The sequence below is a fragment of the Hanstruepera marina genome (assembly GCF_019880635.1).
Taxonomy (GTDB): domain Bacteria; phylum Bacteroidota; class Bacteroidia; order Flavobacteriales; family Flavobacteriaceae; genus Hanstruepera; species Hanstruepera marina.
The window spans coordinates 11,904-33,054 of the sequence record NZ_JAINVX010000001.1 but is presented as its reverse complement, the minus strand read 5'-3'; the positions used below and the strand labels follow the sequence as shown (position 1 = coordinate 33,054).

The following is a 21,151-nucleotide window of genomic DNA, read 5'->3' as shown; positions in this document are numbered from 1 at the left end:
TCGTCATTTTATGTTAGTGTTTTATAAATTATTGCCGTGTTACATCCTCCAAAACCAGAAGCGGTTTTAAGAAATGTTTGTAACGGTTTGGTTGGTTTTGTTGTTTGTTTTATAACATTTAAGGGTTGTGAAACGCCTAATGTTTCAAAACCTTTTGATGCATAAAGCGTGTTGTTTTTTAATGAATGCATCCCGATAATGGTTTCTAATAATCCAGATGCACCTAATGTATGGCCAAAATAGCCTTTTAAGCTGTTTAGAGGAGTATTCTGAATATTACAGCGGTTAACGGCAATAGCCTCCATCTCATCATTAAACAGTGTGGCTGTGCCATGAGCTGAAATAAAATCGATTTCAGATGGACTTATCTTTGCCTGTTTCATAGCAGATTGAATGCTTCTATAGAGTCCTTCGCCTGTTCGAGAGGGTCCTGAAATATGATTGGCATCATTACATGAGCTTTCACCTAGAATTTCAACGGCTTCCTCCGCAAGATTAGTATTGTTTTTTGTTACTAAAGCACTTGCAGCCACCTCACCTATATTAATACCTGTTCTGTTTTTGTCATAGGGTTTGCAAGGTTTGTCACTTAAGGCCTGAAAGGAATTGAATCCAGATAATATAAATTCTGAAACCACATCGCCACTTACTATAAAAACGTGGTCGTAAACATCTTGCAAGATAAAGCGTTTAGCTATGCCTACAGCTAAAACTCCAGATACACATGCGTTGGAAACAATAATGGCATCATTTTCAAAATTGAAAAAATTTTTGATAGCCTTTCCCAATACATCTAAATAAGAGCGGTCTTTTGGAAATGAATTATTATCGTCCAATGCATCTATATTGCCTTTTGTTGTTGAGATAATTAAACCAACTCGCTTGTTTAACTCTAAATTAGAATCGTTGATGACCTTGTGTAAAGCAGTTATCATCATTTTTTCAAGACGTGTATAATCTTGGTTTGGATGAAGCTTTTGAAAAGCATTTTCTAAATCACCAGTATTGATTAAAGCAGAATAAAACGACTCCGGCAAAATAGCTTGGTTGTTTATTAGTTTTAATCCTGAAATTTCATTGTGAATGTTTTCAACAACGGTTTCACTATCAAAACCCAGTGATGAGATAATATTGTTATATGACACATAGGTTTTATTCATCCAGTAAGCCTACTTTTTGTTTCCAATCTTTAAAAAATGGCGGAATGGTTAACCACAGGTCACCTTCACCAATTTTATCAACAAATACTTGAATGGTTTCACCCGTACAGACGAGTTGATTGTTTTGATTGTAAATTTCGTATCTAAAAACCATTTTGGCAGAAGGACTGTCCACATAAATTGTTTTAATGGTTGCTATATCACCATAACGTAAGGGTAGTTTATGATCTGTGCTTGATTTCACTATAGGCGTTGCAAACCCAAACTTTTTTTGGTCTAAATAAGAAATACCATGATGTCTGCCAAATGCCTCACGACCATCTTCAAAATACTGTATATAGTTGCCATGCCAAACAATTCCCAATGGGTCAGTTTCAACAAAGCGAACACGTACTTCACTAGTGTGTGTAATTTCTTTGGGGTTATACGGCATTTTTCTTTTCATTATAAACTATTGCAATTAAAGTGGTTGCTAAAAAAAACAGTAACAACAGACTAATTTCAGGTAAAATATCTAATAACGAACCATTTCGTAAAAATACATCGTAAAAAGCATTTAAACCCCAATTCATTGGTGAAATTTGAGATAGGGCTTGCATGATTTTTGGCATAACAAAAACAGGAACCCAAACACCACCTAATGCTGCTAAAATGACAACAAAGGTTGCGCCAAATGGAGCCGATTGCTCTTGGGTTTTGGCAATGGTACCTAGTAATAAACCTAATCCAATTGCTGCCAATCCGGCAAAAACTGCTACAACAAAAAGAAGTGGCAAGCGTCCAGAAATATCTAGGGTAGGTAAACCAATGGCAGGAAATACATATAAGCCTACCATAAGCATTAAAATAAATTGTATCAGGCAAACTATTAAATAAACTAACGTTTTTCCACCTAATACTATAGCATAGGAAACGGGATTTGTTCGTAGTCTAACAAAAGTGCCCTGACTTTTTTCTTTAACAATATTTATGGAGAGTGGAACTATTATAAAGAATATGGCAAACAATGTCCATGCCGGAACATTATGTTGAACAGAATTGGGTATGTATTCTTCATTGTCTTTTTGTGGCAGTATTTCGTTGAAGGTAATAAAGCTTTCAGTATCAAAAATAACTTCTGAAGGGTCATCTGTTAGCTGCTCTTGAAACGCTTTGTAAATGGATTCGGTTTCAATTTTTGCAACCATTTTATCGATACCATTTTTAACTGAATTCTTAAAGGTTAATTGTGTAGCTGGGTCAAAGTATAATTTAACTTCCTTACTTTCAATTATTTCTTGTTGAAAATTATCGGAGGTTTCTTCTAATCCGAATTTTTCAATAATGCCATCAACGTTTTGTGATACCTTTTTATCTAAACCAGAGCTTAAATTTTCAGGAATTATAATTGCCAATTGGTATTTGCCTTTGAATACTAAATCCCTTGCGGTATTTTCGGCTTCTTTTAAGTTTATTTCAAAGGTATTAGACTTTTCTAGACCTTCTAAAATGGTTTTTGATACATGGCCATTATCGTTATTGACAATTAAAATAGGAATTTTATAATCTGTAACTGTTTTAAATGTGCTATCCTGAATTAAAGTAATAGTAATAATAAGCACAAGTGGCATAATAAATAAAATAGCAATGCCACCAATATCTCGGGTGAGCAATAAAAACTCCTTATATGTTGAAGCCATTAACTTATGCATGATCTCTTAAGGCTTTTCCAGTTAAATTAATAAAAACGTCTTCGAGATTATGTGCACCATCATTATTTTTAATTAAATCTTTGGGATGACCTTTAATAATTATTTTTCCATGGTCTATAATGGCAACTCGTGTGCAAAATTTCTCGGCTTCATTTAAGTGATGTGAGGTGTATATTATTGTCGTTCCATTTTTATTAAGCTCTTGAAGAAACTCAATAATAACATTCTTGGATTGTACGTCTACGCCAACAGTTGGTTCATCTAAAAATAAAACCTTTGGAGTATGAAGTATACTAGCAATTAAATTTACACGGCGTTTCATACCTCCAGAAAACGCATCTATTTTTTTATGAGCAAAATGAAGTAAACCTAAATGTTCAAGCGTTTGGTTGATTTTAGTGTCTAATTCTTTTCCTTTTAAGCCATACATACTTCCAAAATATTTTAAGTTTTCAAAAGCAGTTAATGAAGGGTATAGTGCATATTCCTGCGGAACAATGCCTATATGTTGTTTAAGCTGGTTTTTATTTTTTTGATAAGTTAAACCGTCTATGGAAAAAGTACCCGAAGTTGGTTTAATAAGTGCACATAACATAGAAATTAAAGTGGTTTTTCCTGCACCATTTGGACCTAGTAAACCAAAAATTTCCTTTTCATGAATCAACAAGCCTATATTAGATACCGAATAACTTTCGGAACCTTTATATTTTTTAGAAACTTGTTCAATTTTTATCATGCTTTATTTTACAGCTTTCTTTAGTTTTTTAAAGAATACTTCTTCTTTATCTGCAATAACTTCAAGTTGCGAGGCAACATTGTTATAAGCATCATCTTTAGCACTTCGATTTTTATAAATTCTAGAGGCATCAACAGCAAAATCGCGCCAAAGATCTCCAATATTGGTCATTTCTTTTGACAGTTCTGACAATTCGGGTTTGTTTAAAACCTTGCTAGATTCCTGTAAAAAGGCAGCGAAAATATATCTAAAGCCACCACCACCTGTACCAATTTCCTCTTGCATCCTAACTATCTGGCCTAAATAATGATTGGCTTTTTTAACACCTTTTTTCTTGGGCCATTTTCTTATAAGTTTTGCCGTATGGCGTATTCCTTTTACACCTAAAACAGGCATAGGTGCAAGCATATCCCGACAAGTATGTTTTATTCCTTTTATTATTGCTTTTTCAAGGTTTAATTCTTTTGGGAAATCAATAGGATAGTAAATATGTCCTTTTGGGGCAAATGCGCCTTTGGCAAAACGTACTTTTTCTAGTTGCTTATCGGTTAATGTGGTTACGGTTTCCATAACCGGGTCACTAATTAAATAGGTGTCATTCTCTTTTCCATAAACAACTAAATTATGGGCATTAAAATGGAAACGATATTCATCAGGGAAATAAACTAAATTGTAAACACCTACTTGTAAACCTACTGGATTATTGTTTTTTAAATTTTCATCTAACCGAGCTTTTGCTAGTTGTGGATTTTTAAATTTTTCGCGTTTAATTTTTATACCAACACGTTTCGCAAAACGTTTGAATATAATTCCTGGTAAGGCTCTATAGGTAAAAGCCGGCGCATGGTTTACCATTAAGAACGGTATGTAACAAAACAAAAGCCCCGAACCAATACCAAATGCCATAGGTTCGCTAACATTAAAGCCATGGTGTTTCATTAAGTTGGAAATCACACCGTTTTCGCAATGTGCTGATTGGTGGTGTGTAAAATTAATCTGCATGAAGCTCAATGTTTTTTAATTGTTCAATACTAATGTCAAATACATTAGCATACTTTTCAAGTGTTTTATTTGATAATTTATTGAAGATACTAGGCTTAAAATGTCTTTTTACTCGCCATTTCCAAATCCCTACATAGCTTGCTAAAATTGGCAGATCCATTTTGTGTAGTTCCATATAGTATTCAATAGGACTTGTTTCGTTGTTTAAAACGCGTTGTCTTGCATTTTCCACACGCTCTTTAATTTCTTCAATGGCTTTATTTAAAGCTATGGTTTTAGGATCCCAACCCGAGCTGTTAACCGTTGTGTAGTCACCATTTTCATCAACAGCATAGCACAATTCCTTAAAATTAGCGGATTCTAAATTGCTTTTGTCTTGAGGGACTTCATCTTTTTTCATGCTGAATTTATTTGAGTTCCTGTATCACCAAATTTAATTCACAAGATAGTAATTCTTTACTGTCTAAAGTTGTTATACAATTTATAGTACAAATACTATAGTCATCTGTATCAAATCTGGATTTTAATTTGGCATTTGTAATAATGGTACTGCCAACTTTAGGGCACCTAAAAACGGTTACTTTTTTTATGGCGCTAATAAAACCAATTAGCTTAATGCCTTTTCCTTCAAAATCATCCTCTTTAAAATAACTTTTTCCTACTATAGAGGAACAGGTTTGAGCCGCATTTTCAACTAAACCAGCTTCATTAAAAAATCCATTATCGTTGAAAATACAATCAGCTTCAATTTTAAATGATGTTGAAACATGCTCATCGTCAATAGATAGAACGTTGTCGACCATTAAAAATGGTGCACGATGTGGTAAAAACTTTTTTATGTCTAAATATTTCAGACTCATTATTTGGCAATAACAGTTTTCATTTCTCCTGAAGCGAGCGGTTCATTTTCGGTGTTATAAGCAGTTACTTTAACCATAGTAATGCCATCAAATTCGTGTAAGATATCAACCCTAGTTGTAATAATATCGTTTAACGCGGGGCGTTTAAAAACCTCTATTTTTTTTATTGAGCCTATGTAGCCTGTTGGTGCCTGCTCACCTTTTAAAAAATAATCATAACCCGTATGTAGGGCTACACTTTGAGCCATATTCTCAATTAAACCAGGTTCATTTAATTTTCCATTTTCAATAAACAGGTTATTATCCAATATTTTAAAAGCTGAAACAACTTTTTCATTAGTGAATTCTAAAAGCGTATCTACCATTACAAATGGTGCTTTTTGCGGAATTAAATGCGAAATATTAGTTAATGGCAATTGTGATTTAACCATTTTAACAGACAGTTAAAAGTGCATAGGCGTAAGCGAAACGAGCACTTTCTGGAACAGATAATAATATTTTATCACCTTTTTTCAATTTTCCAGAGGCAACAAGCTCGTCCAACATGATATAAATTGAAGCAGCTCCAACATTACCAACTTTACTTAAATTCATAAACCAATTTTCCCAAGGTATTTCGGTTCCTTGGTCTACCATTTCTTGATAAAGTTTTTCTTTAAAGAAATTTGAAGAAATATGAGGTAGGTAATAATCAATATCTGAACTTTTAAGATTGTGCTTGTTTAAGGCTTGCTTTAAACTATCCACACCTTTTTTAAGAATATTTTCGCCTAAAAGTTTTACATCTTGCTTCATGGCGAAAAGCGATTTTTTACTCCATTGATCTGATGGGTATTCACTCCAAGGCTTTAAAAAACCGTTGTTTAATTTATCTGCACCAGCATACATACATGCTTCTAATTCATGTGCGTATGAATACCCTTCCATCCATTCTATTTTAAGGGGCTGATTGCCTTTTGGTTCATTTTCCAATAAAAAAGCCCCAGCACCATCAGAAAGCATCCAACGTAAAAAGTCTTTGTTAAAAGCTAATATTGGATTTTCTTCGAGTGTTTCAAGGTATTTTAACTCTTCTTCAAAAGTATCAGATTTCATCCATGAAGAGGTGCGTTCAGAACCAGTACAAACAGCATTTTTTGTTTGTTCCGACTTGACAGAAAGATATCCAAATTTTAAGGCATTCATTCCAGAACAGCATGCGCCAGAAGGCGAATTAATTTCTGTGTTTCCATTTTTAAGAAATCCATGAACCATTGCCGCATGCGATGGTAATATTTGGTCTGGGCTAGATGTTCCACAGGACAATAGTTCTATTTCTGAAGGCTCTAAAGTACCTTCGCATAAATTTGCAATTGCTTCTTTTGTAAGTTGCGCATTGTTGTGAGTTATATTTCCATCATCATCAATAGCATAATACCTTGTTTTTATTTGATTGTTACGCAAAACAATACGACGTCCTTTAGAAGACTTCCCATTAATTACGCCCAATTTTTCTTCCATCTCATCATTACTAATGGGACGATTAGGTAAAAATTTTGATATTTTGGTAATATAAACTTCCTTCATTTTAAAATGCCTACTCTTTTAATGCAACAGATGCGTAATATACTTTATCTTTTTGTATTTGACGATACAAAGGTAAATAAGTCAACAAAAATAAGATAAAAACTATAGGAGCAATAAGCCAAATAGCAAATAATAGGTAATATTTAAACATTTTAACTAAAAAAGCCCGTTTTGATGAGTTTTCTTCACTTTTGGAGGTGATTAAATGGGCCCATTTTGAGAAAATGACATTGGCTCTCTTGTCAACAGTAATCAAAAATGGCTTTATTTTAATAGCGCCATCTTTTAAAAGCTCATTTTGAAGTGTTTGAAAGTCATTGTTGTGCAAATGTTTTGCAATGACATTTCCAAATTTAGATGAATCATTAATATCTTTTTGGGAAACACCTGGCTTGGGGAAAATCCCCAAAAAGCGCTCCTTTTTTCCAGAGAACATCCACTGTGCTATAGTTATAACACTTATGTGGTTTATATGTCTGTCAACTAATGCTATATTACCAACCAAATTAGCCTCTAATTCTTTAAGATGGCGTTTCATTTTTTCTTGAGCCATTATCCACATATTTCTACAACCAATAACAGTAATTACAGGCGTGTTATTAAGCAGTTGTTTGGCCTCTGGAGTTTTTAGAAAAGATGTTGTAGGAAGTGAAGGGGTTAGATACCATATGGTGTATCCAAAAATAATTAAATCATATTTTTTATTTAATATGTCTTCTGGAATAGGCTTTATTTTTTGCGGTTTTTGTTTATAAGTTTTTGGGAAAGCACCGTAAAATTCAGCTTTGGGCCATGGAAAAGGGAAGGGCTTCTCCATTTCAATTTCAAAACGTGTTATATTTACCTCTTTAGGGTTTAACGGAGAAATTATGTTATTTAAGATCTCGGTTAATTGTCCGGATTGCGAGTAATGTATAATTAAAACTTCTTTCATCTACTTTAAAACTTATTTTAAGTCGTCCCAAAAATCGAAATAATTAAACCATTGCAAAGGATATTTTTCTAACATCCAGGTGACACTTTCTGCATATTCTTTTAATAAGGCTTGTGCATCTCTGTGCTTTGCTTCCGACTTTCTGGCATATAATTGGTAATGTCTATTACTTTCTTTCATGGCATAGACAAACATAACAGGGGCTTTAAGTCTAGAGGACAACATAAAAGGACCAGCAGGAAATTTAGCATTCTTGCCCAATAATTCTTCTGTTAAATATTTAGACCCTTTAACATAACGGTCTCCTGTAATGCAAACAATTTCGTTTCGTGCTAGCGCAGCATTAATCTCAAATATATGAGATAAATCCTCTTTTATTATTATTAAATTGACTCTTGATTTTTCTTTTACACTGTCTAAATATTCTTTAATGGCCGTATGCTCTACATCGGTTGTAAGTATGCTGACAGATGTGTCTACTTCTAAATTACTCAAAAAATATTCAGAGACTTCAAAATTGCCAACATGGGCACTAATTAAAATACCACCTTTATTTTCTTTAAGGGCTTCATTTATTAAATCTGAAACATAAGAAACATAAGTGAATTTATGACTTAAACCAGAATTAATGGCAATTTTGTCAAGAATGGTTTGTCCAAAAACATAATAACTTTTGTAAATACTTACAAGGCTTTTTAATTTGGAGTATTGTAAACGTTGCCGAAAATAATAGTAGATTGATTTAGAACTGTTTTTAGAAAAAAAACAGAAATAAGCGGCTACAAAATACAAAATAAAATATACGGCTCTTAAACCTAAATGCTTCATGGAAAATACAAAAATCTTGTATCCTAGAACCGTTCCTCTAGATTTTCCTTGCCATTCAGCAGCCATACATATTTAGTGCTCTTTTTAGCTTAATTTATTTTCGATAAGATTGTAAAAATCTTGAAGTGTGTTTACATTAACAAAGTCCTCACCAACCAATTTTACTCCGAAATTCGATTCTACAGCAACAACTAAATCAACAAAGTCTAAACTGTCAAGTTCAAGGGCTTCTTTCAAATTTGCTTCGGGAGCAATATTTTCTTCTTCAACTTCAAACTCATCAATAAGAAAGTCGTTTATTTTTTCAATAATAACCTCTTTATCCATTACCATTAGATTGTTTTTTGATTATTAACGCCGAATTTGTTCCGCCAAATCCAAACGAATTGGACAAAAATACATCAATTTTTTTATCTATTGTTTTACTGACTAAATTTAATTTTGAAGAATCTTCATCTGGATTTTCTAAATTAATGTTAGGTGCAATAAAATCATGCTGCATCATGAGCATAGAGTAGATTACTTCACTAGCTCCAGCCATCCAACATTCATGGCCAGTCATGGATTTTGTTGAGCTAACATAAGGACCATTTTCTCCAAACACCTCGAAAATGGCTTTTGCTTCATTGGCATCCCCAACTGGAGTTGATGTGGCGTGGGCATTTACATATTGTACGTCTGATGGATTTACTTGAGCCTGATTAAGTGCCATTTTCATAGCCCTTGCTGGACCGTCTACATTTGGTGTGGAAATGTGTTCGCCATTTGAAGAAAATCCATAGCCAACAATTTCGCCTAGAATAGGTGCGCCTCGTTTTATGGCACTTTCATAAGATTCTAAAATTAATGTAGCGGCTCCTCCACTAGGTACCAGGCCATCTCTGTTTTTATCGAATGGCCTAGAAGCTTCTTTAGGATTGTTGACATGAGTTGAGAATACACCTAAACCATCAAAGCTACCCATAGATACTGGGTTTATCTCTTGAGCTCCACCACAAATAATGCAGTCTTGTAAGCCGCTTTTAATAAGATGATAACCCATTCCAATAGCATGTGAACCACTAGCACAAGCTGCACTTATTGTGAAATTCACACCTTTTAGTCTAAATATTGTAGATAAATTCATGGTAACCGATGAATTCATACTTTTAAAAACGCCACCAGAACCTACGAGTGTTGTGTCTTTTTTAGCTTTAATAATATCAACCGAGTCAACAACAGATTGTGCTGTGCTATCATTGCCATAAAGGATACCAACTTCATTGGCGTCTAAAAAATCTTGAGTTATTTTCGCGTTTTCTAAAGCTTCAATTGTAGCAACATAAGCATACTCACCCTCTTGTCCTAAACTTATCCGCTCTCTTCTTGAGAGCATTGATTTTAAATTAAGGGGTTCTACCATACCAGTTAACGGTGAACGATAACCAAAATCTATACGTTCTTTGTCTATAACAATACCAGATTTGCCTTGGTATAATGACTCCTTTACTTCAGCAAGGTTCTTACCTATGCACGAGTAAATTCCCATTCCAGTAATAACAACCCTATTCATTTAATTAAGAGTAGATTCCTCCATTAATATTAATAACCTCTCCGGTAATATAAGAAGCTTTTTTTGAAACTAAAAACGAAACGGCATGAGCAACTTCTTCGGGCTCTCCAAACCGATTAATTGGGATTAGGTTTTTAAGCTCCGCTTCATCTAGTTCAGCTGTCATGTCCGATTTTATAAAACCAGGAGCAACAGCGTTTACTGTTATTTTTCTTTTTGCAACTTCTTGGGCAAGTGCTTTTGTGGCAGCTACCAAAGCACCTTTTGCAGCCGAATAATTGGTTTGCCCTGCCGTTCCCTTTACGCCCGAAACGGATGCAATATTAACGATCCTTCCGTATCGGTTACGTAACATTTTTTGAATGAGGTTATTGGTAACATTATAAAACCCATTTAACGAGGTGTTTAAAACATCTTGCCAATCTTGTTGCGGCATCCACATAAACAAGCCATCTTTGGTAATTCCTGCATTGTTAACTATTACTTCAACTACAGCATCTTTGTTGTTTTCTTGCCATGTATTTAATGCGGTGTTTACCTCGTCAGAATTTGAAACATTAAACTTGATAATTTCACCGGAATTCCCATGGGATTCAACAGTTTTAAGCGTATCTAAAGCGGCTGTTTCGTTGGAATTATAGTTAATTAAAATATGATAATCTGTATCTTTCGCTAACTGTTCGCATATAGCCTTGCCAATTCCTCTAGATCCGCCAGTTATTAGGGCACATTTCATGTAAAAAGTAATTTTTGATTATGGGTTATTTAAAAAGCTCTAAATTTTCAAAGGTCATATTATTGAGAACTTCACCTTTGGTATTAATATAAACCCAAGACTTTTTATCCTTTACTCGAGCTAAACCGTTATAAAACCCTTTTTGATTATTTTTTTGAAAGATTGAAAACCCACCAGCTGTGATGTCATATTTGTCTTCAATAACCATTTCGCCCTTGTCATTGATAAAGCCCCAAAGTTTAGAAACTTTTATAGCAGCTAAACCATCTTCACTAAATATTTCAGCATCGCGATATTGAAATGGAATAACAACTTCTCCAGAAGTATTTATGTAGCCCCATTCTTTCCCTTTAAGCACAGGAGCTAAACCGTTAATAAAAGCCCTGGCTTTGTCATATTGTGGTTCTACAATCCAATTACCTTCACTATCTATAAAACCTATTTTATCATTTTTTTTAGCGTAGGTGTTAGTGCCATTCACCGAAAAATCCCAAATTTTTTCAGCTCCTGGTATTTCTTTAAACTCACCATTTATAATTAAACCGTAAGACTCCCCTTTGTTGGCAACAACATTGCCATTATAAAAGTTGCTAACACCATCGTATTCGGTTTTAACAAAATAATTCCCTGAAGTGTCAATTAATCCCCACTTTTCGCCTTCAAGTACTTTGGCATATCCGTTTTCAAAATTGAAAACTTTTTTAAATTTAGGCTCAATAACCACTTTGCCGTTAGTATCTATAAACCCAACACCATCATCTTTTCTATAAATAGCGTAGCCGTTTTCAAAGTCATAAAGTTTTTCTGAAGAGATATTGGTGAGAACCGGTTCTCCTTTAGTGTTAATATAGCCCCAGTTTTTATTATTAAGTACAAGTGCTATTCCAGAATTAAATTCTTTTGTCTTATCAAATTGAGGTTCAATTACCCACTCGCCTTTACGGTTGATATAACCCCATTTTTTATTATCGTTCATGGCTTCAGCCAAATCGCCCGAAAAGTTTTTAGCGACTTTAAACTGTGGTTCGATTTCCCAATTTCCCGTTTTATTGATATAACCAAACTTTCCATCTGCATTAGCAAGAGCTAATTCTTGGGCAAAGCTAGTTAATACCGTAACTAAACAAATTAGTAACAGACATTTTGTTTTCATGATTAATAGCATTTAATGGTTAATTATGTAGTCTTTAACCTTATTGACATAAGGATACATGACGACGTCTTCAGTAAATATAGGAACTATATTTCTAATTTCATTATACATCTTTTTAGTTTTTGAAGATACTTGATCTTGCACTTCAAGATGTTCTATAGCTTGTACTATTGTAATGAGTTCTATAGCTAATACTTCAAAAGCGTTTTCAATAACTTTTTTAGTAATTAAGGCTGCATTTGTTCCCATACTTACAATATCTTGGTTGTCGTTATTGTTAGGGATGCTATGGATGTACATAGGGTTGGACAGCATTTGGTTTTCTGCAGTTGTTGAAGTTGCAGTAAACTGTACACCTTGCATACCGAAATTTAATCCTAATTGACCCAAATTGACAAAAGGAGGTAGCATGTCATTTAATCGGGCATTCAATAGATAATTGAGTTGTCTTTCGGAAAGCATACTTAATTTGGTGACAACAGTTTTTAGCTTGTCCATTTCAAGCGAAACATAATCGCCATGGAAATTCCCACCATGATATACATGCTTTTTTTCAACATCAACAATTGGGTTGTCGTTTGCCGAATTTACTTCTTCAATTAAAATAGCTTCAACCGAATTTAGTGTATCCAAAACTGGTCCTAAAATTTGAGGGACACAACGCAATGAATAGTATTCCTGAACTTTTTCTTTGAACACTGAAACATCTTCATTTTTGCTATACAAGTGATGCTCACGTTTTCTAGTTAAGCCACTATCTTTAAGATGCTCTCGCATACTTTCAGCGATGGCTCTTTGTCCTAAATGTTTTTTTGATTGGTTGAGTTCGTATGATAAGTGGTCGTCGTAAGCTTTTACAATTTCATTGATCGAGGCGGAGCAAGACGTCATCCAATTTAATAAACGTCTAGAATAAATGGCATTTACAATTCCAATACCTGTCATTACCGATGTACCATTCATTAGAGCCAAGCCTTCTCGTAACTCAACAGAAATAGGTTGTAATCCTTCGGTCTCAAAAACAGTCTTGGTATCGAGTTTTTTCCCTTTATAAAATACCTCACCTTCACCAATTAATACTAAAGCTAAATGCGCTAATTGCACTAAATCTCCACTGGCACCAACGCCTCCATGCTCATAAATTAAAGGTGTAATATCTCTATTTATAAGTTCGGCCATAAGTTTAATTACTGAAGAATGCACTCCGGAATGACCTAAAGATAATGTGTTTAAACGTGCAAGCATGGCAGCCTTCACATACATAGGTGCAATAGGCTGACCAGTTCCTGAAGCATGACTTCTAATTAAGTTATACTGAAGTTGAATACGTTCAGAATCCTTAATTTTGTATTGAGCCATTGGTCCAAAACCAGTATTAACACCATATATAACTTTGTTTTCAGAAAACTCTTTTAGAAAGTTAAAACTCTTATCTACGCGCTCTATAATCTCATCTTCAATTTGAATAGATTGATTTTCGAAAATGACTTTATAAAAATCTTCTATTCCTAATTTGCCCTTAAATTTTAACATGTATGCTTTTAGTATTATATTTGAACAACCAAACTCATTTGGGTATTTCCGATTGCAAATTTATAATAATAAATCAATTTATACTACATAACCCATGCAGGATATAAATACAGATGTTTTAATCATTGGTGCTGGGCCATCAGGTTCAGTTGCAGCAGCTTACTTACATAAAAATGGCTTTGATGTAAAAGTGGTTGAGAAAAGCAAATTTCCGCGTTTTGTTATAGGCGAAAGTTTGTTGCCAAGGTGTATGGATCATTTTGAAGAAGTTGGTTTATTAGATGCTTTAAAGGCAGGAAATTTTGAAGTAAAAAGAGGCGCACGGTTTTTAAGGGATGATATTGTATGTAACTTCGATTTCAGTAAAAAGCATACAGATGGTTGGAATTGGACATGGCAAGTACCTAGAGCCGATTTTGATAATTTATTGGTAGAAGACCTTGTAAAAAAAGGTGTTGACATTGCTTTTGAGCATGAAGTGGTGGCAGTAAAATTTGCTGATGATGGAAGCTCAGTAACTGAAGTAATAGATGACAATGGAAGTAACTATAATATCCATGCTAGATTTATTGTGGACTCAAGCGGTTACGGTAGAGTATTACCAAGATTGTTAGATTTAGAAAAGCCATCATCAATACCAGAACATTCTTCAATTTTTGGACACGTGAAAGATATAAATAGACCAAAAGGAGAAGAAGGGACGCTGATTACATTTGATGTGTTGAGTAAAGATACCTGGTTTTGGGTTATACCTTTTTCCAATGGTAATACCAGTATTGGATTTGTTGGTAAAAATGAGTTTATAGATTCATTTGAAGGTACTACTGAAGAACGCTTAAGAAGCATGCTAAAAGAATCTGATTATTATTATGAACGTTTTAAGAATGTGCCATTTTTATTCGAGCCAAAAAGTATTAGAAACTACTCCAAAGCAGTGAAACAATTTTATGGGAAAGGCTACGCATTAACAGGTAATAGTGCCGAGTTTTTAGACCCTGTGTTTTCGTCTGGTGTAACGTTTGCTACCGAATCAGCTTTAAAGGCAGCCAAGTTAATTGCTAAAGAATTAAAAGGCGAAGTTGTAAATTGGGAAGAAAACTATACCAATTATATAAAATACGGTGTTGATGTTTTTGCTACTTACGTTAAAGAGTGGTATACAGGAAATTTACAAACCTTGTTTTTCCATAGGCCTGAAAACCCTGAAGTAAAAGAGCAAATTTGTGCGGTTTTAGCAGGATATGTTTGGGATACAACAAACCCTTTTGTTGTTAAGCATAACAGATTGGTAAAAACCATGGCACATATTATAAATATGGGAAAAGAAAAAAGCGAGTCTGTTTAGGGCTCGCTTTTTTGTTGGTACCATTTATGTAATTCTATTTTGTGTTTTTATACATGTCCTTAGTCAATCTACGGGCTAATATAATATAGGCATCTGCAATTCGTTGTCCAGAGTTAAAATCGAAACCACCATTACCTGCACCTTCAACTTTAGTATAATCAACTGAAAAAATAATGTCGTTAGGGCTATCATTTTTATAGACATCTATTGTGACTTCAATTTTCGAATTGTGTCTAACAACACCTACGTTATAGCCTGGGTAAATAAGTGTTGTGTGAACTTTCATGGTATATTCAGCACTTCCTAAATCTCTATCAACTTTTACAACACCATCTTTATACCTGTCATTAAAAGTCTCAATAAATCTAGGCTCATAATATTCTTCTCTATCTGAAAACCAAGATTCCTTAAATTTTTCGCCTGTTCCTGGCTCTTTCTCTTCGCGTTTTGCGATTTTGTCTTCTAAAAACGCTTTTTCAGAATCATATTTTGGAATTTCTAAATCTGAATAGTCAAATTCAAGAGTATATTCTGTAATACCTTTTAAGTCCTCCCAATCTCCTTTGGTAACTTTAGATTTCTGTGCTACTATTGATGTGGTAATAAGTAATAATGTAATTAAAAAAATGTTTTTCATGATGTTTGGTTGTTTGATTAATCAACGCAATATAAAACAACTTATGCTATAAATATATACGAGGAATGACGTATTTTTTATTGCTCTTAATTATCGCAAAAAACTATAAATGTTATGAATGCTGTGGAGTCTTCTTTTTTAAATTAGTTAGCATTTCAGAAGTAATTCCCTCTAAATCAAACTGGTGCTTCCAATTCCAGTGATTTCTAGCTTCACTGTCGTCTATACTTTTGGGCCACGAATCAGCGATATCCTGACGGAAATCCGGTGTGTAAGAAATAGTAAAATCTGGAAGCTGCTTTTTAATCGATTCAGCAACCTCTTTAGGTGTAAAACTAACAGCAGCTAAATTGTAAGCCGACCTAATTTTAATAGATTCTGCTGGAGCCTGCATGATATCTACTGTTGCTTTTATGGCATCGTCCATAAACATCATTGGAAGTTCTGTTCCTTCAGTTAAAAAACAATCGTAATGACTATCAGAAAGAGCTTTGTGATAAATATCAACTGCGTAATCTGTCGTGCCACCACCAGGTAGTGTTTTGTAACTAATAATTCCCGGATAGCGAATACTTCTTACATCAACATTATACTTGTTAAAATAATATTCACACCAACGTTCACCTACTTGTTTGGTTATGCCGTAAACCGTTGAGGGTTCCATTACAGTATATTGAGGTGTATTGATTTTTGGTGTGGTAGGCCCAAAAACAGCAATACTTGATGGCCAGAATACTTTTTTAATAAATCCTTCTTTTGCTAAATTTAAAACATGAAATAATGAGTTCATATTTAAATCCCAAGCTTTCATGGGGTATTTCTCTCCTGTTGCACTTAACATGGCTGCCATTAAATAAACCGTATCGATTTCGTATTTTTCAATACATATTTTAAGGCTAGCATAGTCTTGGGCGTCTAAAATTTCGAATAAACCAGAATTAACAATATCTAAATTATTATAGCTTATATCACTAGCGACCACCTGATCGTTACCGTAAATGCTTCTTAACTTTACAGTTAGTTCAGAACCTATTTGACCGCAAGCTCCAATGATTAAGATTTTTGGACTCATTAATTGAATGTGTTAAAGGGTCATCAAAAATAATAAGATTTTCATGATGTTTCCCTAATTTTATCGTAAAAAAGAACCAAAAATTAAAGTATTGTTATTATTCTAAATTGAAAGCTCTTAATACAATATATTTGTATTGAAAATTTAAGTGTTTATGCGATTTATTTCTTTTCTATTTATAATACTGCTTTGCTCGTGCCAAAATTCTAAAGATAATAGTGTTGAAGAAACCACATCAAACTCAATAGTTGAAGTTGTTTCTAAAGACGATGTCCAATCTTTGAATTATACTGAATTTGTAATTGACGCTAAAGTAGAGCGTGCTATTAGTGGCTGGGAGAAATATAATGAATTACAAAAAGTAATAGTTGATATTAAAGATGGGAATCTAACCTTTTTAAGAGATAATAATGAAATTGTTGTTGCCTTAATTCAAGAGCTAAAATCTACTATTCCAGAAAAAGTAAACTCACCACATGTTATGGCTAGAATTGTAGCTTTAGAAACTAAAATCTTTAAGTTGGAAAGTAACGTAAACCTTTCAAATGCCAAGAAAGAAAATGTGCTGAATGCTATAAAAGAGGTTTTAGTAGCCTTTTCTAATTTTAACCTACAGATGAATAAAAAGTTGGAAAAAGAATCGCAAAATATTCAAAGACCCCAGTAAATATTTAATAATTAGGAGGTTTAAAACCATTTTTTTACGATTATCTGCTATTAGTTATAGCTATTTGTACTATTTTTGGGAACCAAATTTATTTTGAATCGAGTCCTCTTTCATTTTTTGAGTTATTTAAGACTTGTTTCATCTTAAAAAAAAATGAAAAAAATGAAAAAAATATTACTTTTAGTTTTTACCTTATCTTTTAGTGTAGCCTTTGCACAATTTAATCAAGATGCTCCTTGGATGAAAGATTTAAATATGGAGCAAAGAAGAGATTCTAATCCAATTACCTTTCAAGAAATTGTTGATGCCTTTAATACGTATTGGGAAACTAGAGACCCTAATGTAAAAGGTAGTGGGTTTAAACCTTTTAAACGATGGGAAAATTATTGGAAAAATTTTGTAGATGAAAACGGTGTATTACCTACAGGGGAAGCGTTATGGAATACATGGCAGGATTTTCAGAATGAAAATCAAAATAGAAGAATTGTTGATGAAAGCGATTGGCAGCCAGTAGGACCTTTTACACATACCAATACTGGATCATGGTCATCTGGACAAGGTCGTGTTAATGCCATTACAGTAGATCCCAACAATCCAAACACCTACTATAGTGGTGCGCCAGCAGGTGGTTTGTGGAAATCAACCGATACTGGAATAACTTGGAATACAACAACCGATGCCTTGCCTCAAATAGGTGTGTCTGGTATAGCTGTAGATTATAATGATTCAAATACTATTTACATTGCTACTGGTGATGATGATGCTGGAGATTCATCTTGTGTTGGTGTGATGAAATCTACTGATGGCGGAATGACATGGAACACCACAGGATTAAGCCCTGTTAACGCACCAAGTTCTATGAATGATATTTACATACACCCTACTAATTCAAATATATTATGGGTTGCTACAAGTGATGGTGTTTACAAAACTACAAATGCAGGTACAGCTTGGACAAATTCTAATGGTACAGATAATTTAAACATTAAGGACATAAAAGTTCACCCAACAAACCCTAACATTATTTATGCAGTAACAACCAATAGGTTCTATAAATCTACAAATGGAGGAGATACTTTTAATGTTATAATAGGTCATGGTCTACCTACTTCATCTGCTAGAATGGTTATTGATATAACACCGGACAACCCAGATGTGGTTTATTTATTGACCGCGAATAACTCTTGGGGTTTTCAAGGCTTATATAAATCTACTAACGAAGGTGCCGACTTTACAACTGTAGCAAATCAGACTTCTGTTGGCGATATTTTTGAGAGTACACAGGCTTGGTATGATATGGCTTTAGCTGTATCAGATGTTGACGAAGATGAAGTTTATGTTGGAGTATTAAATGTTTGGAAAACTAGTAATAGCGGACTAACTTTTACTAAAATTAATAATTGGAACGCACCTTTTACAGCTACATACACACATGCCGATATTCACTTGTTGCGTTTTTATAACGGGAATTTGTTTGTTGGATCAGATGGTGGGTTTTATAAGTCAACAGATTCTGCAGCTAGTTTTTCCGATTTAACTGCTAGCATGCAAATTAGTCAGTTTTATAAAATTGCTGTTTCAAAACAATCATCAGATAAAATGGTAGGCGGTTTACAGGATAATGGAGGCCATGCTTTTAATAATAATCAATGGCAAAACTATTATGGTGCCGATGGAATGGATACGGCAATAGATCCTAACGACTCCAATGCTTATTACGGATTTACTCAATTTGGAGGATCTTTAAATATATCAACTTCTGCTGGTGGTGAATTAAGTAGTCAAGTTGGTTCGCCTAGTGGAGAGCAAGGAAATTGGGTTACACCATTAGTTATGAACAAGGATAGTGAGTTATACTCCGGCTTTTCAAGTTTGTATAAGTTAAATGGTTCAAGTTGGCAAGCTGTCTCATCAAGTTTTGGGACTAACATTGATCAGCTAGAAATAGACGATTTAAATCCAGATAACATATATGTTGCAACTAATAATACATTGCGTAAAAGTACTAACAGAGGGTTGAGTTTCACTAGTGTAGAAACGTTTTCTTCAAATATTACATCAATAGAAGTCAATACAAACGATAGTAATATTGTTTATGTCACTACTAGTGGCACATCTACTGGCCGTGTATATAAATCTACCGATGGAGGAAATAATTTTGCCAACATTACGGGTAGCTTACCTAACGTAACAAAAAATTGCATTAAGCATCAGAACCTACATTCTCAAAATCCACTGTATCTAGCAACAAGTTTAGGCGTTTATCGTTATGATGATGCTTCTGGAGATTGGGAATTATTTAATAATAATCTGCCTAATGTCACAGTAACAGACTTGGAGATTAATGTGTTTGATGATACTATTACGGCATCTACTTATGGTCGAGGTATATGGCAATCACCAATTCCAGTGGAAATTCCATCTGATGACGTAAAGTTGCTTGAAGTTACTGGATTAACATCATCGGTAAGCTGTGATAGTTCTATCATGGCACAAGTCAATGTTGAAAATAATGGTCAGAATACTATTAATACCGTTTCGGTGACGTATTTTGTTGATAATACACCTACAAGTTTCGATTGGACAGGTACTATTGCTCCTGGTAATACACAAGTAATTACCATTCCAGAATTTACTGTAAGTAGTGGTTCACATAATTTTTATGTAAATACAACCATTGTAAATGATGCTTATGAAATAAATAACGATTCAGAGCAGTTTTTAATTTATGCCAATGAATTAGGTACACCTAATCAAGTGAACGAATTTGAAACACCTGAAGAGCAGTTATTGGTAATCGACGAAGGTACTTCGGGTCAATATTGGGAAAAAGGCGTGCCAACAGGTAGATTTTTAAATTCTACAAATTCAGGAACCAATGTATATGGTACGAACTTATCTGGAGATCATGACAATGGTATTAAAAGTTATTTAATTTCCAATTGTTATGATTTAACTAATGTATCAAGCCCAGAACTGTCATTTTATATGGCTTACGAATTGGAAGAAGATTGGGATATTGTTTATGTTGAATATTCAACCGATTCGGGAATGTCTTGGAACCTTTTAGGATCAGCAAACGATGCAAACTGGTATAATAGTGATACTATGGCGGGTGAAAATAATACATGTTTTAACTGCCCTGGAGCACAATGGACAGGAATTAGTTTCCAAATGCAGGAGTATACGTATAGTTTAACAAACTTTACAAACGAGTCTAATATTATGTTCAGAATTGTGTTTCATTCCGATGCTGCTGTTGTTGAAGAAGGAGCTATTATAGACGATTTTGTGGTTCGTGGAACATTAAGTACAGACGAGTTTTCTACTGGTGCATTCAGTGTTTATCCAAATCCATCAAGTAGCGTATTTAATATTAAAATGAAACAAGCTAATGCCTTCGATTTTGAAGTGTTTAATATTTCTGGGCAGCGTATTATGCAAAAAAGGAATGTAAATCCAACAGGAAACAGTTATGTACTGGATATGAGTAATTATACTTCTGGTGTGTATTTCTTAAGGCTGACTTCTAATAATGCAACAGTAACTAAAAAGCTAATTTTAAACTAAAACGTGCTTTAATGTATATTTATTAAGCGTCTTCAGATTATGAAGATGCTTTTTTTGTCTTAATGTTTTGTTAATCTCCCATAAATCATAATTTTCAAGACGTAAATAG

General features: G+C 33.9%; 21 protein-coding genes. 3 read left to right on the top strand and 18 right to left on the bottom strand.

The window, feature by feature from the left end; translation table 11 throughout:
- Positions 1–8 precede the first annotated feature (8 nt).
- From K7G76_RS00170 to K7G76_RS00095, 16 genes are read right to left on the bottom strand one after another with little or no spacing between them, the layout of a single operon-like run.
- The gene (locus tag K7G76_RS00170; RefSeq protein ID WP_223032186.1) at positions 9–1,160 is read right to left on the bottom strand and encodes a beta-ketoacyl synthase N-terminal-like domain-containing protein; all 1,152 of its coding nucleotides are present in this window, start codon (positions 1,158–1,160) and stop codon (positions 9–11) included.
- Positions 1,153–1,605: an acyl-CoA thioesterase gene (locus K7G76_RS00165; RefSeq protein WP_223032185.1), complete on the bottom strand. Its 453-nt coding sequence runs from the start codon at positions 1,603–1,605 to the stop codon at positions 1,153–1,155. Before K7G76_RS00165 ends, K7G76_RS00170 begins: the two co-directional genes overlap by 8 nt.
- Entirely contained in the window at positions 1,583–2,851 is a 1,269-nt protein-coding gene (locus K7G76_RS00160) for an ABC transporter permease (protein WP_223032184.1), read from the bottom strand. Before K7G76_RS00160 ends, K7G76_RS00165 begins: the two co-directional genes overlap by 23 nt.
- On the bottom strand, positions 2,844–3,587 hold the full coding sequence (locus tag K7G76_RS00155) for an ABC transporter ATP-binding protein (protein ID WP_223032183.1): 744 nt from the start codon (positions 3,585–3,587) through the stop codon (positions 2,844–2,846). The genes K7G76_RS00160 and K7G76_RS00155 overlap by 8 nt, the downstream gene beginning before the upstream one ends.
- A gap of 3 nt (positions 3,588–3,590) precedes the next feature.
- Positions 3,591–4,589: a BtrH N-terminal domain-containing protein gene (locus K7G76_RS00150; protein WP_223032182.1), complete on the bottom strand. Its 999-nt coding sequence runs from the start codon at positions 4,587–4,589 to the stop codon at positions 3,591–3,593.
- Positions 4,579–4,989 (bottom strand): hypothetical protein, encoded by a 411-nt coding sequence (locus K7G76_RS00145; RefSeq protein WP_223032181.1) that lies wholly within the window; start codon positions 4,987–4,989, stop codon positions 4,579–4,581. Before K7G76_RS00145 ends, K7G76_RS00150 begins: the two co-directional genes overlap by 11 nt.
- 7 nt (positions 4,990–4,996) lie before the next feature.
- Positions 4,997–5,449 carry an ABC transporter permease gene (locus K7G76_RS00140; protein WP_223032180.1) on the bottom strand — a complete coding sequence of 151 codons (453 nt, stop codon included), beginning with the start codon at positions 5,447–5,449 and terminating at the stop codon, positions 4,997–4,999.
- Entirely contained in the window at positions 5,449–5,880 is a 432-nt protein-coding gene (locus K7G76_RS00135) for a hypothetical protein (RefSeq protein WP_223032179.1), read from the bottom strand. Before K7G76_RS00135 ends, K7G76_RS00140 begins: the two co-directional genes overlap by 1 nt.
- Before the next feature lies 1 nt (position 5,881).
- Positions 5,882–7,015: a beta-ketoacyl-ACP synthase III gene (locus tag K7G76_RS00130; protein ID WP_223032178.1), complete on the bottom strand. Its 1,134-nt coding sequence runs from the start codon at positions 7,013–7,015 to the stop codon at positions 5,882–5,884.
- 10 nt (positions 7,016–7,025) lie between these two features.
- On the bottom strand, positions 7,026–7,949 hold the full coding sequence (locus K7G76_RS00125) for a dialkylrecorsinol condensing enzyme DarA (RefSeq protein ID WP_223032177.1): 924 nt from the start codon (positions 7,947–7,949) through the stop codon (positions 7,026–7,028).
- 12 nt (positions 7,950–7,961) lie between these two features.
- A complete protein-coding gene (locus K7G76_RS00120) occupies positions 7,962–8,843 on the bottom strand; it encodes an LpxL/LpxP family acyltransferase (protein WP_223032176.1) in 882 nt (293 codons plus the stop codon).
- 18 nt (positions 8,844–8,861) lie between these two features.
- Positions 8,862–9,104 carry an acyl carrier protein gene (locus K7G76_RS00115; RefSeq protein ID WP_223032175.1) on the bottom strand — a complete coding sequence of 81 codons (243 nt, stop codon included), beginning with the start codon at positions 9,102–9,104 and terminating at the stop codon, positions 8,862–8,864.
- Positions 9,097–10,329: a beta-ketoacyl-[acyl-carrier-protein] synthase family protein gene (locus K7G76_RS00110; protein WP_223032174.1), complete on the bottom strand. Its 1,233-nt coding sequence runs from the start codon at positions 10,327–10,329 to the stop codon at positions 9,097–9,099. The genes K7G76_RS00115 and K7G76_RS00110 overlap by 8 nt, the downstream gene beginning before the upstream one ends.
- 4 nt (positions 10,330–10,333) lie before the next feature.
- On the bottom strand, positions 10,334–11,065 hold the full coding sequence (fabG, locus tag K7G76_RS00105; RefSeq protein WP_223032173.1) for a 3-oxoacyl-ACP reductase FabG: 732 nt from the start codon (positions 11,063–11,065) through the stop codon (positions 10,334–10,336).
- Between the two features lie 25 nt (positions 11,066–11,090).
- Positions 11,091–12,218, bottom strand: a complete 1,128-nt coding sequence (locus K7G76_RS00100) for a WG repeat-containing protein (protein ID WP_223032172.1) — start codon at positions 12,216–12,218, stop codon at positions 11,091–11,093.
- A 12-nt stretch (positions 12,219–12,230) separates the two neighbouring features.
- The gene (locus tag K7G76_RS00095; protein ID WP_223032171.1) at positions 12,231–13,751 is read right to left on the bottom strand and encodes an HAL/PAL/TAL family ammonia-lyase; all 1,521 of its coding nucleotides are present in this window, start codon (positions 13,749–13,751) and stop codon (positions 12,231–12,233) included.
- Between the two features lie 94 nt (positions 13,752–13,845).
- Between K7G76_RS00095 and K7G76_RS00090 the strand changes: the two genes are divergently transcribed.
- Positions 13,846–15,096, top strand: coding sequence for an NAD(P)/FAD-dependent oxidoreductase (locus K7G76_RS00090; RefSeq protein WP_223032170.1), 1,251 nt, complete (start codon positions 13,846–13,848; stop codon positions 15,094–15,096).
- 34 nt (positions 15,097–15,130) lie between these two features.
- Here the strand turns inward: K7G76_RS00090 and K7G76_RS00085 are convergent, their stop codons facing one another.
- Together K7G76_RS00085 and K7G76_RS00080 are read right to left on the bottom strand one after the other, a co-directional pair.
- A complete protein-coding gene (locus tag K7G76_RS00085) occupies positions 15,131–15,733 on the bottom strand; it encodes a hypothetical protein (RefSeq protein WP_223032169.1) in 603 nt (200 codons plus the stop codon).
- 112 nt (positions 15,734–15,845) lie between these two features.
- Positions 15,846–16,805: an NAD-dependent epimerase/dehydratase family protein gene (locus tag K7G76_RS00080; RefSeq protein ID WP_223032168.1), complete on the bottom strand. Its 960-nt coding sequence runs from the start codon at positions 16,803–16,805 to the stop codon at positions 15,846–15,848.
- A 154-nt stretch (positions 16,806–16,959) separates the two neighbouring features.
- Here K7G76_RS00080 and K7G76_RS00075 point away from each other — a divergent pair, with 154 nt between their 5' ends.
- Together K7G76_RS00075 and K7G76_RS00070 are read left to right on the top strand one after the other, a co-directional pair.
- Positions 16,960–17,472 carry a hypothetical protein gene (locus K7G76_RS00075; RefSeq protein ID WP_223032167.1) on the top strand — a complete coding sequence of 171 codons (513 nt, stop codon included), beginning with the start codon at positions 16,960–16,962 and terminating at the stop codon, positions 17,470–17,472.
- A 162-nt stretch (positions 17,473–17,634) separates the two neighbouring features.
- Positions 17,635–21,042: a T9SS type A sorting domain-containing protein gene (locus tag K7G76_RS00070; protein WP_223032166.1), complete on the top strand. Its 3,408-nt coding sequence runs from the start codon at positions 17,635–17,637 to the stop codon at positions 21,040–21,042.
- The last annotated feature ends 109 nt before the right edge of the window (positions 21,043–21,151 follow it).

Bases quoted from the DNA above. Each gene is read 5' to 3' on its own strand.
- K7G76_RS00075 (WP_223032167.1), top strand. From the start codon at position 16,960: ATGCGATTTATTTCTTTTCTATTTATAATACTGCTTTGCTCGTGCCAA.
- K7G76_RS00080 (WP_223032168.1), bottom strand. From the start codon at position 16,805: ATGAGTCCAAAAATCTTAATCATTGGAGCTTGCGGTCAAATAGGTTCT.
- K7G76_RS00090 (WP_223032170.1), top strand. From the start codon at position 13,846: ATGCAGGATATAAATACAGATGTTTTAATCATTGGTGCTGGGCCATCA.
- K7G76_RS00145 (WP_223032181.1), bottom strand. From the start codon at position 4,989: ATGAAAAAAGATGAAGTCCCTCAAGACAAAAGCAATTTAGAATCCGCT.
- K7G76_RS00120 (WP_223032176.1), bottom strand. From the start codon at position 8,843: ATGGCTGCTGAATGGCAAGGAAAATCTAGAGGAACGGTTCTAGGATAC.
- K7G76_RS00085 (WP_223032169.1), bottom strand. From the start codon at position 15,733: ATGAAAAACATTTTTTTAATTACATTATTACTTATTACCACATCAATA.
- K7G76_RS00135 (WP_223032179.1), bottom strand. From the start codon at position 5,880: ATGGTTAAATCACAATTGCCATTAACTAATATTTCGCATTTAATTCCG.
- K7G76_RS00125 (WP_223032177.1), bottom strand. From the start codon at position 7,949: ATGAAAGAAGTTTTAATTATACATTACTCGCAATCCGGACAATTAACC.
- K7G76_RS00155 (WP_223032183.1), bottom strand. From the start codon at position 3,587: ATGATAAAAATTGAACAAGTTTCTAAAAAATATAAAGGTTCCGAAAGT.
- K7G76_RS00160 (WP_223032184.1), bottom strand. From the start codon at position 2,851: ATGCATAAGTTAATGGCTTCAACATATAAGGAGTTTTTATTGCTCACC.
- K7G76_RS00070 (WP_223032166.1), top strand. From the start codon at position 17,635: ATGAAAAAAATATTACTTTTAGTTTTTACCTTATCTTTTAGTGTAGCC.
- K7G76_RS00150 (WP_223032182.1), bottom strand. From the start codon at position 4,589: ATGCAGATTAATTTTACACACCACCAATCAGCACATTGCGAAAACGGT.
- K7G76_RS00095 (WP_223032171.1), bottom strand. From the start codon at position 13,751: ATGTTAAAATTTAAGGGCAAATTAGGAATAGAAGATTTTTATAAAGTC.
- K7G76_RS00140 (WP_223032180.1), bottom strand. From the start codon at position 5,449: ATGAGTCTGAAATATTTAGACATAAAAAAGTTTTTACCACATCGTGCA.
- K7G76_RS00165 (WP_223032185.1), bottom strand. From the start codon at position 1,605: ATGAAAAGAAAAATGCCGTATAACCCCAAAGAAATTACACACACTAGT.
- K7G76_RS00170 (WP_223032186.1), bottom strand. From the start codon at position 1,160: ATGAATAAAACCTATGTGTCATATAACAATATTATCTCATCACTGGGT.
- fabG (WP_223032173.1), bottom strand. From the start codon at position 11,065: ATGAAATGTGCCCTAATAACTGGCGGATCTAGAGGAATTGGCAAGGCT.
- K7G76_RS00100 (WP_223032172.1), bottom strand. From the start codon at position 12,218: ATGAAAACAAAATGTCTGTTACTAATTTGTTTAGTTACGGTATTAACT.
- K7G76_RS00110 (WP_223032174.1), bottom strand. From the start codon at position 10,329: ATGAATAGGGTTGTTATTACTGGAATGGGAATTTACTCGTGCATAGGT.
- K7G76_RS00130 (WP_223032178.1), bottom strand. From the start codon at position 7,015: ATGAAGGAAGTTTATATTACCAAAATATCAAAATTTTTACCTAATCGT.
- K7G76_RS00115 (WP_223032175.1), bottom strand. From the start codon at position 9,104: ATGGATAAAGAGGTTATTATTGAAAAAATAAACGACTTTCTTATTGAT.